Origin of the sequence: Puniceibacterium confluentis (assembly GCF_007923445.1) — a bacterium.
GTDB classification, from domain to species: domain Bacteria; phylum Pseudomonadota; class Alphaproteobacteria; order Rhodobacterales; family Rhodobacteraceae; genus Puniceibacterium; species Puniceibacterium confluentis.
This window is the reverse complement of the sequence record NZ_VOJI01000005.1, coordinates 32,961-44,568: the sequence shown is the minus strand read 5'-3', so window position 1 is coordinate 44,568 and position 11,608 is coordinate 32,961. Positions and strand designations below refer to the sequence as shown.

Below are 11,608 nucleotides of genomic sequence, written 5' to 3'. Positions count from 1 at the left end.
GTTATGACAGGTCCAGCAGGGCGGCGGGAGTTTTTATGCGTACAGTGATCTTCGACCTAGACGGAACGCTGGCCGACACCAGCGGCGATCTGATCGCCGCCGCGAACCATTGCTTTGTGGCAATGGGGGCGGGTGAGGTGCTGGACCCGGTCACCGATGCGGCGACCGCCCTGCGGGGCGGGCGGGCCATGCTGACGCTGGGGTTGACGCGCATGGGCCGGATCGACGAGGTGGTGGTGGACCGCTGGTATCCCGAACTGCTGAGCGCCTATGGCGCGGCGATAGACGTGCATACGGTGCTGTACCCCGGCGCGGTCGAGTCGATCGAGGCGCTGCTGGCCGGCGGCTATCGCACCGGAATCTGCACCAACAAACCCGCCGCTCTGGCCGAGATGCTGCTGCAACGGCTGGGGGTGCGCAACCTGTTCGGATCAATGGTTGGCGCCGATACGCTGCCGGTGCGCAAACCCGACGCCGCGCCCTACGTCGCGGCGGTGACTGCGGCGGGCGGCGCCGTTGGGCAAAGCTGCCTGATTGGCGATACCGCGACCGACCGCAAGACCGCTGCGGCCGCGGGGGTGCCCTGTGTGCTGGTGACCTTCGGACCGTCAGGCGAAGACATGGCGGCGCTGGAGCCAGAGGCGCTGATCGGACATTTTGACGAACTGCTGCCGGTTGTGGGGCGCCTGCTGGCATAGCGGTGCCCTGTTCGGACCCTCGGCCGATTCTGTGCTGATTCTTCAGAGGGGCCTTGCAGGATGCGCCTGCGGTGCGGGCGCGCGGATCAGCCCCGGGTGTCGGGCAGCGAGATATTCGCCACCTGTTCCGCGATCGGATCGGTCGAAAGCGGATGGGTATCGGCGGCATATTCCTCGGGCGCGCGCATTTTCTGCCAGCGGCCGTGCCGGTAAACCTCGATTCCTGAAAAACCGGATTTGTAGCCCATTTTGGGTGATCCGGGCACCCAGTAGCCCAGATAGACGTAGGGAAGACCGGTTTCCCGGGCGATCGCCACGTGGTCCAGAATCATCCAGGAGCCCAGACTTTGCTGCGCCAGGTCCGGTTCGTAAAAGGAATAGACCATCGACAGCCCGTCATCGAGCACGTCCGTCAGGCAGACAGCCGTCAGCCTGCCCTCGGCGTCGGAGTACTGAACGACCCGGCTGCGGATCGGCGTTTCCTCGATCATGGCCGCAAATTCAAAGACATCCATGTCGGCCATGCCGCCATCCGCATGGCGGTGGTCCAGATAGCGGCGGAACAGGCTGTACTGATCCTCGGTGGCCCAGGGGCTGGCGGCGTAGCGCTTGAGATAGGCGTTGCGCTTCATCGTGCGGCGCTGGCTTTTGCTGGGTCTGAACGCCGCGACGTCGATCCGTGCCGACAGGCAGGCGGCGCAGTCGGCGCAGGATGGCCGGTACAGCACGTTCTGCGAACGCCGGAACCCCTGCTTGGACAGGCTGTCATTCAGCTTTTCCGCCTGTTCACCCTGCAGGGCGGTGAACAGTTTCCGCTCCATCCGCCCGGCAAGATAGGGGCAGGGCTGAGGCGCGGTCACATAGAACTGCGGCGCAAGAGGCAGCGAGTGGCGCATGAAGATCTTGTCCTGACGAAGGTTTTGCAAAAACTTAGCAACAGATGGCGGGCAGGCCAAGCCCCGCTGAAAGTCTCGGCTTTCGTGGCCACCTGAACCGGTTGCCCGATGACCGGAACGCGCAAGCGCCCGGCAGTGTGTGCCGGGCGGAAGTGCATCGCTGTGCGGGTCTAGCCGCGGCGGTTGATCATCACCGTTCCCAGGGCCATGTCGGTGACACCCTGACCACGTTCGGTCGCGCACATGAAGATCACCGAGGCAAGTTGCACCGGCATGAAGGAAAGCGAGAGCGCATATCCCAGCGTGTGCAGAAAGGCCTGGCCAAGATTCAGGCGCGCGCCCGCTGCATCGCGCAGTTCGATCGACATCAGGCGCATCCCCCAGGTGGCGGAGCCGTTGGCGATGGTGATCGTGCGGTACATGAAGCTGAGCACCAGATACAGCGGCGCCAGAAAAAACAGACCGATGAAGGCGGTGAACACCACGACGGGCACCAGAAAGGCCGCAACGACGAGAACGTCGACGACCCATGCCAGGGCACGTTTCACCGCGACATCGGCATAGAATTCCCGGTTCTGCACCGGATCAGGCAGGTAAGAAGCAGTGCTGTACATGGTGTCCTCTCGGTATCTCGATATATATTGGCACGGCCCCTGTCGGGACCATGCCGTCGTGATTGCCGTGATCAGGCGTCGGCGTCGGCGTTGGTCGCCTTGGCACGTGCGGCGCGGTCGTCCATGAACTGGTCAAACTCGGCCTTGTCCTTTGCATCGCGCAGCCGCTTGAGGAAGGCTTCGAAGTTTTCCTGTTCCTCCTCGAGGCGGCGCAGCGTGTCGGCCTTGTAGGAATCGAACGCCGAGTTGCCGCTGGATTTCAGGTGACCGAAACCGGTGGTCTTGAAGGCCTTGCGGCAGGAAGTGCTGAACATTTTCTTGCTCCAGAACATGTAGAAGAGAAGGGCGAGGCCGACCGGCCAGAAGAAGATGAAGCCAAGGACCGTTGCCGCGATCCAGGCAAACTTGCCCCGTTGGTCAAGCCATGCTTCGGCGCGCGAAAACCAACCGGCGTTGGCGGGAAGCGCGGCAGTGTAGGTGGCAGATGTCATGTTGGTCTCCGTTGTCTGCGTTGTCATGTGAATGTCTTTCACATCGAATAGATCGGGACGCAGGCCGGAGTCTTCAAGGGGTGATGTGAAGGTATTTTACATTTTGCGGCCGCGCGCCTGCGGTGGGTCTCTGTCAGGCGGTAAAGTGCGCCTGGTCCGCCCCGGTCAGGCGTTCCAGCGTTTCAGGATCCAGCGCAAAGACATGCCGGGGCGTGCCGGCCGCCGCCCAGACCACCTCAAAGGCACACAGGCGCGGGTCCAGCCAGGCGCGGATCGGGTTCAGGTGTCCGACAGGGGCAACGCCGCCGATGGCAAATCCGGTCTGCGCGCGAATCAGTGTGGCATCCGCCTTGCCCAGGGCTTCGCCCGCGACTGCGGCAGCGAGATCGGCATCCACCTTGTTGCCGCCCGCCGTCAGGAACAGCAGCGCCTCGCCCGACACCTCGCCGCGAAAGATGATCGATTTGGCGATCTGGTCCAGCGCGCAGCCCACTGAATCGGCCGCCTCCTGTGCGGTTCGCGCCTGCCCCACCTCGCGGATATCCGGCGTGATTCCGGCGGTGGTCAGCGCGGTGCGGACACGGGTCAGGCTTTTGCTCATGGTCGCGGCTTTCGTCTGGGGGGCATCGGCGCAGTGCTATTGCAGCCAGCGATGGCAGACAAGGCGTCTGCCCATTGCGCTTGTCCCCGGCTCATGGCCAAGTAGGCGCCATGGCCTTTGAACATCGCATCACCCGCACACCCCGCCCCTACGAGACGGATCAGGCCGCCGATGCCCTGCAGGCGCTGCCCTGGGCCAGCGGTCCGGTCGCGGATCTTCTGTCGGGAACCGCAGGCTGCAGCCCGTTCCTGCGCGGTCTCATGATCCGCGAAAGCGACTGGCTGGAGGGGGCGCTGAACGACCCCGAAGCAGCGGTGGCAGCACTGTTCGCAGCGCTGGGCGCGGCGCCGCTGGACCAGGTGGCCAGCGATCTGCGCATCGGCAAGCGGCGCATCGCATTGCTGATCGCGCTGGCCGATCTTGGCGGTGTCTGGCCGCTGGAAACCGTGACGCGCACCCTCAGCGACTTTGCCGATCTGGCCTGCGCCCGGGCGCTGCATGGGGCAATGGCACAGGAACTGCGGCGCGGCAAACTGCCCGGCCTGACCGAAGACGACCTGGACTCTGCCGGCGGCATGGTGGTGCTGGCGATGGGCAAGATGGGCGCCAGAGAGCTGAATTATTCTTCGGACATCGACCTGATCTGCCTGTTCGACGACAGCCGTTACAAGCGTGACGATTTCCACGAGGCCCGTGCCGGGTTCATTCGGGCCACCCGGCGGATGGCGGCGACGATGAACGATCCGACCGGTGAAGGGTACGTGTTTCGCACCGACCTGCGACTGCGCCCCGACCCGTCGGTGACGCCGGTCTGCATGGGGATGGAGGCGGCAGAGCGCTATTACGAAAGCCTTGGCCGGACCTGGGAGCGCGCGGCCTACATCAAGGCGCGCCCCTGTGCCGGCGATCTGCAGGCGGGGGCGCGGTTTCTCGACGATCTCCGACCTTTCGTGTGGCGGCGACATCTGGACTTTGCCGCCATCCAGGACGCCCATGACATGCGCCTGCGAATCCGCGCGCACAAGGGGTTGGGCGGTGCGATCACCCTGCCCGGGCACAACATGAAACTGGGGCGCGGGGGCATCCGCGAGATCGAATTCTTCACCCAGACCCGCCAGATCATTGCTGGCGGGCGGGATCCGGACCTGCGGGTGCGAGGCACGGTGCAGGGGCTGGAACTGCTGGCGCAAAGGGGCTGGATCACACCAGAGGTGGCGGGCGAGCTGACCGCGCATTACCGCCATCACCGGGAAGTCGAACACCGGCTGCAGATGATCCATGACCAGCAGACCCATGATCTGCCGGACCAGCCGGACGGTTTTGCCCGGCTGGCCTGTTTCATGGACATGGACGAAGCCGCGCTGCGCCAGGATCTGACATGTCGGTTAAGCGCGGTGCACGAGTTGACCGAGGGTTTCTTTGCCACCGAGTCCGGGCCCGCGCCGGAACCGACCCTGTTGGAGGACAGCGCCGTCATTGCCCGCTGGCCGCGTTATGCGGCGCTGCGTTCAAACCGCGCCGTTGAAATTTTCAAGCGACTCCGTCCCGAGATCCTGAGCCGTCTGGAACGGGCCGCCAAGCCCGAAGAGGCGTTGCTGGCCTTTGACGGCTTTCTTGCGGGATTGCCCGCCGGGGTACAGCTGTTTTCCCTGTTCGAGGCCAACCCGCAGTTGATTGACCTGATGGTGGACATCACCGGCACTTCGCCGGATCTGGCGCGGCATCTGTCGCAGAATGCACAGGTATTTGACGCCGTGATCGGCGGCGGGTTCTTTGCCGACTGGCCGGGGCGCGACGCGCTTGCGGCGGATCTGGCTGCCGTGTTCGAGCGTGAGGAAGATTACGAACGCAGGCTGGACGCCGCCCGGCGCTGGAAGAACGAATGGCACTTCCGGGTGGGCGTCCACCTGCTGCGCGGTCTGACCGATGCCGACGAGACCAGCGTCCATTATGCCGATCTGGCCTCGGTGACCCTGGAAGGCCTCTGGCCGGTGGTGCAGGCGGAATTTGCCCGCAAACACGGGGCCGCGCCGGGGCGGGGGGCGATTGTTCTGGGCATGGGGTCGCTGGGCGCGGGTCGGCTGCACACACGGTCTGACCTTGATGTCATCGTGATCTACGACCCTGACGGCGTCGATATGTCCGAGGGCGCACGACCGCTGCAAAGCCGGGTGTATTATGCGCGGCTGACCCAGGCGCTGATCACCGCGCTGACAGCGCCCATGGCACAGGGCAAGTTGTACGAAGCCGATATGCGGCTGCGCCCATCCGGCAATCAGGGGCCTGTGGCGACCAGCCTTGCCGCCTTTCGCGCCTACCAGTCCGAAGATGCCTGGACGTGGGAACATCTGGCGCTGACCCGGGCGCGGGTGGTGGCGGGCCCCGCGGATCTGGCGGCCGATCTGCGCCGATTCCGGGCCGACCTGCTGGCGCGGCCGCGCAATCAAGCCGATGTCCTGCGCGACGTGGCCGAAATGCGCACCCGGATCGCCGGGGCAAGGGGCAACGGTGCGCCGTGGGATCCGAAGCTGGGGCGCGGCCGGATGCAGGAGATCGAACTGGCGGCGCAGGCCGGCGCGCTGCTGTCGGGCAGGGCACCGATGGGATTGGCCGATGGCATGGCCGCGGCGGTGGATCAGGGCTGGCTGGACGCGCGGGCGGCGGCGCATCTGTTGCAGACCCACGCCCTGTGCTGGAGCCTTCAGGTCGGAGCCCGTCTGATCAGCGATGCCGAGCTTGATCCCGAAACCCTGGGCGCGGGGGGCTGCGCCTTCCTGCAGTCCGTCACCGGCACCGACGGCATGCAAGAGCTTGCGGCAACGCTCGAACGCCTTACTCTGCGCGCGGCGGAGATTCTGGATGCCGCATTGCCACAGCCGGAGGAGTCGACATGATCAAGGGTGACGCAACCGACCCCAAGGGGCTGATCAACGAAGCCTATCGGATCAACGGCATCACCTACGAGGAATGCCGGTCGATCTTTCTGGACTGGGCACTGGCGGTGCCTGTGGACGCGGACACGGCGACGATGATCCGCGCTCTGCTGGACCGGCATGGCGAAGACGGCCACCCGATGACCCAGGTGCTGCGCGAGGGTCTGATCGGCATGGCCGCGCCGCGCCGCCGTGGTGGCTGGCGCAGCCGCGCACGCTGAGTCCGGCTTTCGGGCGATATCGGGTATCGCGTGTTCCGTTACAGGCCCGCCGGAAACGGTCAGCCTGCGCCCCGTGATCCTTGATTTGCCGTTCCTGCCCGCTGGCGCAGCCTCAGTGTCACGCGGCACCCCGTCGCCGCGCCGCGCGGCCGGCCCGCGGATCCTCAGACCTCAGCGCAGGCATCCCATGCGTCCTTGACGCCGGAGCCGACGTGAATCTGTCCGCTTGACAGGTAAATGGAACGTTCTTATTGCTTACTGGAACGTTCCAAAATTGAGTCGGGAGGATGCCGCAATGACGACCTGGGGTTTGATAGGGGCCAGCACCATCGCCGCTGAACACATGATCGGCGCTTTCCGCAGCAATGGCGGCCAGGTCGCATCGGTTCTGAGCGCGGATGCGGAGCGTGCGGAGCGCTACGCCGAGGCACATGGCATCACCCGGGGCATGACGTCGCTGGATGAAATGCTGGCGGACCCCGGGCTGGACGCGGTCTACATCTCGACCACCAACGAAAAGCATTTTGCCCAGGCGATGGCCGCGATTGCAGCGGGCAAGCATGTGCTGTGTGAAAAGCCGCTGGCAACGACGATCGGCGATGCCGTGACCATGGTGCAGGCCGCCGAGAACGCCGGCGTGGTCTTTGCCACCAACCACCACCTGCGCCATGCCGGGTCGCACATCGCAATCCGCGATGCGGTCCGGGCGGGCAGGATCGGTCGCGTGCTCAGTGTTCGGGTCCACCACGCGGTGATGCTGCCCGAACACCTGCGCGGCTGGCGTCTGACCAGTGCCGAGGCCGGTGGCGGCGTGATCGCTGACATCGTGGTGCATGACGCAGACACCGTGCGGTTCCATCTCGGCGAAGACCCGGTCGATGTTGTCGCCATGTCCGCCGAATCCGGGTTGGGGCAGGGGGTCGAGGACAGCTGCATGTCGACCTGGCACATGCCGTCCGGCGTGATGGTGCAGACGCACGAAAGCTTTACCCATCAGTATGCCGAGACCGGCCTGCAGATCTTTGGCACCGACGGCGCGATCATTGCCCGCAACGTGATGACCCAGCGCCCGGTGGGCGAGGTCGAGATCGTGACCGGGGCGGGGCGCGAACCGCTGCCCTACGCGGATCACGGGCTGTACGACCACGCCGTCAAGCTGTTCGAGACTGCCGTCGCGGGCAAGGGCCGCCCCGGTGCCGACGGCGTCGATGGCGTCAAATCCCTGGCCGTGGCCGAGGCGGTGGCGCAGGCGGCCCGCACCGGTCAGCGCACAACCGTCGACTACAGGGGGTTCTGAATCATGAGCAAGATCGTCACCGGCGCCGAAGCCGCTGCCCGTATCGCCGACAATGCCGTTGTCTCCGTGTCCTCCTCTTCGGGGCTGGGCTGTCCCGACGCGGTGCTGAAAGCCATCGGCGCGCGTTTCCGCGCCGAAGGCCATCCGCGCAATCTCACCACGCTGCATCCCATCGCTGCCGGGGACATGTATGGCATCAAGGGCGTCGATCACATCGCGCAGGACGGGCTGTTGTCGACCATCATCGCCGGATCCTACCCGTCCGGGCCGTCCACGTTGCCGATGCCGGCGATCTGGCACATGGTGGTGGACAACCGCGTCGCCGCCTACAACGTGCCGTCGGGCATCCTGTTCGACATGCACCGCGATGTTGCTGCCCGTCGCCCCGGTGTGCTGACCAAGGTCGGGCTTGAGACCTTTGTCGACCCCGAGTTGCAGGGCTGCGCGATGAACGACAGGGCCGCGCAGGCGCCCATCGTCAGCCGCGTCGAGTTTGCCGGCGACACCTGGCTGCATTTCCCGAACATCGTGCCCGACGTCACGATCCTGCGCGCCACGACCGCCGACGAACACGGCAACCTGACCTATGAGCATGAGGGCGCCTACCTTGGCGGGCTGGATCAGGCCATCGCCGCGCGCAACCATCGCGGGCTGGTGATTGCCCAGGTGAAGCGGGTCACCGCGAACGGATCGCTGCGCCCGCATGATGTCCATGTGCCCGGGCATCTGGTGGATCTGATCGTCGTCGACCCGGACCAGAAACAGACCACCGAGACGCAGTATGATCCGGCGATTTCGGGTGAGGTGATGCGGCCCTGGTCGTCCTTCGCGCTGGCCGAGCACGGCGTGGAAAAGGTGATCGCGCGGCGCGCGGCGATGGAGCTCAAGCGCGGCCAGACCGCCAACCTCGGCTTTGGTATCTCGGCGATGGTGCCGCGCATCCTGCTCGAGGAAGGCCACGCACAGGCCGTCACCTGGGCGATCGAACAGGGCGCCGTCGGGGGGATGCCGCTGACCGGTTTTGCCTTTGGCTGTGCGTCCAATGCGGATGCCTTCATGCCCAGCCCGAACCAGTTCACCTACTTTCAGGGCGGCGGCTTTGACGTGTCCTTTCTGTCGTTCCTCGAAGTCGACGTGCAGGGCAACGTGAACGTGTCGAAGCTGGGCAAGAAACCGTATCTCACGGCCGGGTGCGGCGGCTTCGTCGACATCACCTCCCATGCCCGCAAGATCGTCTTTTCCGGCTATTTCGAGGCGGCAGCCGGGCTGGAGCTGACGGATACCGGGTTGATCGTCACCAAGCCGGGCAAGTTCACCAAGATGGTGGCCGAAGTCGAACATGTGACCTTTGCCGGTCGGCGGGCGCTGCGGACCGGGCAGGAGGTGGTTTACATCACCGAGCGCTGCGTGATGCGGCTGACCGATACCGGGCTGGAGGCCTATGAAATCATGCCGGGGATCGACGCCGAGCGCGACATCGTCCAGGCGTCCGAGGGGCGGGTGCGGGTGGCTGCGGACGCCACGACCCTGCCCCTGTCGCTGCTCGGGGCCGGGCCGATGGGGCTGAAGCTATGAGCGGTGTGGACCTGAGCATCGACGGCGCGGTCGCAACGCTGCGGCTGGACAATCCGGACAAGCTGAATGCCTTTACGCCGGACATGCTGGCGCAGCTGGACCAGCATTGCGCCACGCTGGAACGCGAGCGCTCGGTGCGCTGCGTCATCGTGGCCGCGCAACCGGCCAAGGCGTTTTGCGCCGGCGCCGACATCATCGCCTGGGGGGCGCTCAGCCCCTTTGACTTCGCCCGCCACTGGGTCCGGGACGGCCACCGGATCTTTGACCGGCTGGCCCGGCTGTCCCACCCCACCATCGCGGCCATCGGCGCCCATGCCTTCGGCGGCGGGCTGGAACTGGCCACAGCCTGCGATATCCGGGTGATGGCCCCGCGCGCGACGCTGGCGCTGCCGGAAACCCAGGTCGGCATCGTGCCGGGCTGGTCGGGCACACAGCGCCTGACCCGCCTGTTGCCGGAGCCGGTGGTCAAGGAAATGGCACTGTTCGGGCGCCGTCTGAGCGCCGAACGGGCCTGTGCCCTGGGGTTTGCGGCAGAGGTCAGTGACGACCCCGAGGCCACGGCCCGCGCCATGGCGGGCAAACTGGCCGGGACCAGCCCGATGGCCACCGAAGTCGCGAAATACCAGATCCATGCCGCCGTCGGCGAAGACCGCTCGGCGATGATCGAAGCGCTGGGCGGGGCCATGATCGGCGCCAGCGCAGACAAGGCCGAAGGCGTCGATGCCTTTGCCAACAAACGTACTCCAGAATTTCCGGGACGCTGAACCATGAATGACCTCACCCTGATCAATGCTGCCTCCGTGACCCTGCCGGGACCGTTTGTCGGCCGCCACCTGATTGATGGCGCGTGGCAGACCAGCGCTGCAACATTCGAGCGCCGCTCGCCTGCGCATGGCACACTGGTCAGCACTTCGGCCAAAGGTGGCGCGGCTGAGACCGACGCTGCGATCGCCGCCGCGCGCCGGGCGTTTGACACCTCGGGCTGGGCCGAGACCTCGGGCAAACACCGCGCGACGCTCCTGCTGAAGGTCGCGGACCTGATCGACGCGCGGCGCGAAGAGATCGCGGTGATGGAAGTGCTGGAAAGCGGCAAGCCGATCTCGCAGGCGCGCGCGGAAATCGCGGGCGCGGCGGACCTGTGGCGCTATGCTGCGTCCCTGGCACGCACGATGCACGGGGACAGCCACAACACGCTGGGTCCGGACATGCTGGGGGTGGTGCTGCGTGACCCGATCGGCGTGGTGTCGGTCATCACGCCGTGGAACTTTCCCTTCCTCATCGTCAGCCAGAAGCTGCCCTTTGCGCTGGCCGCTGGCTGTACAGCCGTGGTCAAACCCTCGGAGATGACGCCGTCCACGACCGTGATGCTGGGGGAAATGCTGATCGAGGCGGGCCTGCCCGCAGGGGTGGTCAACATCGTGCTGGGGTTCGGCGATCCGGTCGGTGCGCGGATGTCGACGCACCCGGATGTGGACATGGTGTCTTTCACCGGCTCGACCGGGGTCGGCAAACGGATTGCCGCCGCCGCCGCCGGGACGCTCAAGAAACTGTCGTTCGAGTTGGGGGGCAAGAACCCGCAGGTGATCTTTGCGGATGCGGATCTGGACGCCGCCGCCGATGCGATCACCTTCGGCATCTACTTCAACGCCGGGGAATGCTGCAACTCCGGCAGCCGGATCATCGTGCACGAGGATGTGGCGCAGGCGCTGACCGACAAGATTGTCGCCCTGTCGCGCAGGGTTTCCTTTGGTGACCCGATGCATCCCGACACCCAGGTCGGTGCCATCATCTCGCCCGAGCATCAGGCCAAGATCGCGGGCTATGTCAGCGATGCCAAGGACGGGGGCGCGACCATCGCCCTGGATGGCGGGGCACTGGATCTGGACGGATTGCCGGGGCAGTTCTACGGGCCGACCGTGGTCACGGACGTGACGCCGGACATGGCCATCGCGCAGGACGAGGTCTTTGGACCCGTGCTTGCGGTGCTGCGGTTCCGCGACTTCGATGAGGCGCTTGCTCTGGCGAACGGCGCGACCTACGGCCTGTCGGCGGGGGTCTGGAGCCGGGACATGCACACGTGCCTGCAATTTGCCCGCCGGGTGCAGGCCGGCACCGTCTGGACCAACACCTGGATGGACGGCTTTCCGGAAATGCCCTTTGGCGGCGTCAAGCAAAGCGGGCAGGGGCGGGAACTGGGGCGCTATGGGCTTGAGGAGTTTACCGAGCTCAAGACCCTGACCATGAAGGTGACACCGGGCCGCGACCCCTGGGTTCGGGGCTGA

The 11,608-nt window shown here is 65.8% G+C and carries 11 protein-coding genes; 7 read left to right on the top strand and 4 right to left on the bottom strand.

The window, feature by feature from the left end; all coding sequences use genetic code 11:
* Window positions 1-35: 35 nt before the first annotated feature.
* Entirely contained in the window at window positions 36-698 is a 663-nt protein-coding gene (locus FOY53_RS07380) for an HAD hydrolase-like protein (protein WP_146587298.1), read from the top strand.
* Window positions 699-784: 86 nt separating this feature from the next.
* Here FOY53_RS07380 and FOY53_RS07375 read toward each other — a convergent pair whose 3' ends face one another.
* From FOY53_RS07375 to FOY53_RS07360, 4 genes are all read right to left on the bottom strand, one after another.
* Entirely contained in the window at window positions 785-1,594 is an 810-nt protein-coding gene (locus tag FOY53_RS07375; protein WP_146587296.1) for an arginyltransferase, read from the bottom strand.
* Between the two features lie 170 nt (window positions 1,595-1,764).
* Window positions 1,765-2,208, bottom strand: a complete 444-nt coding sequence (locus tag FOY53_RS07370) for an RDD family protein (protein ID WP_146587294.1) — start codon at window positions 2,206-2,208, stop codon at window positions 1,765-1,767.
* A gap of 71 nt (window positions 2,209-2,279) precedes the next feature.
* Entirely contained in the window at window positions 2,280-2,699 is a 420-nt protein-coding gene (locus FOY53_RS07365) for a DUF2852 domain-containing protein (protein WP_146587292.1), read from the bottom strand.
* A 133-nt stretch (window positions 2,700-2,832) separates the two neighbouring features.
* Complete coding sequence (locus FOY53_RS07360; protein ID WP_146587290.1) at window positions 2,833-3,300, bottom strand: YbaK/EbsC family protein; 468 nt, start codon at window positions 3,298-3,300, stop codon at window positions 2,833-2,835.
* Window positions 3,301-3,410: 110 nt separating this feature from the next.
* On the opposite strand from FOY53_RS07360, the gene glnE reads away from it, so the two are divergent.
* The 6 genes from glnE (at window position 3,411) to FOY53_RS07330 (ending at window position 11,608) form a co-directional block, all read left to right on the top strand.
* Entirely contained in the window at window positions 3,411-6,194 is a 2,784-nt protein-coding gene (gene glnE / locus FOY53_RS07355; protein ID WP_146587288.1) for a bifunctional [glutamate--ammonia ligase]-adenylyl-L-tyrosine phosphorylase/[glutamate--ammonia-ligase] adenylyltransferase, read from the top strand.
* Window positions 6,191-6,454, top strand: a complete 264-nt coding sequence (locus tag FOY53_RS07350) for a hypothetical protein (protein WP_146587286.1) — start codon at window positions 6,191-6,193, stop codon at window positions 6,452-6,454. The genes glnE and FOY53_RS07350 overlap by 4 nt, the downstream gene beginning before the upstream one ends.
* A 295-nt stretch (window positions 6,455-6,749) precedes the next feature.
* Window positions 6,750-7,751 (top strand): Gfo/Idh/MocA family protein, encoded by a 1,002-nt coding sequence (locus FOY53_RS07345; RefSeq protein WP_146587284.1) that lies wholly within the window; start codon window positions 6,750-6,752, stop codon window positions 7,749-7,751.
* 3 nt (window positions 7,752-7,754) lie between these two features.
* Window positions 7,755-9,326 carry an acyl CoA:acetate/3-ketoacid CoA transferase gene (locus FOY53_RS07340; protein ID WP_146587281.1) on the top strand — a complete coding sequence of 524 codons (1,572 nt, stop codon included), beginning with the start codon at window positions 7,755-7,757 and terminating at the stop codon, window positions 9,324-9,326.
* Window positions 9,323-10,090: an enoyl-CoA hydratase/isomerase family protein gene (locus FOY53_RS07335; RefSeq protein ID WP_146587279.1), complete on the top strand. Its 768-nt coding sequence runs from the start codon at window positions 9,323-9,325 to the stop codon at window positions 10,088-10,090. Before FOY53_RS07340 ends, FOY53_RS07335 begins: the two co-directional genes overlap by 4 nt.
* A 3-nt stretch (window positions 10,091-10,093) precedes the next feature.
* Window positions 10,094-11,608 carry an aldehyde dehydrogenase family protein gene (locus tag FOY53_RS07330; protein ID WP_146587277.1) on the top strand — a complete coding sequence of 505 codons (1,515 nt, stop codon included), beginning with the start codon at window positions 10,094-10,096 and terminating at the stop codon, window positions 11,606-11,608.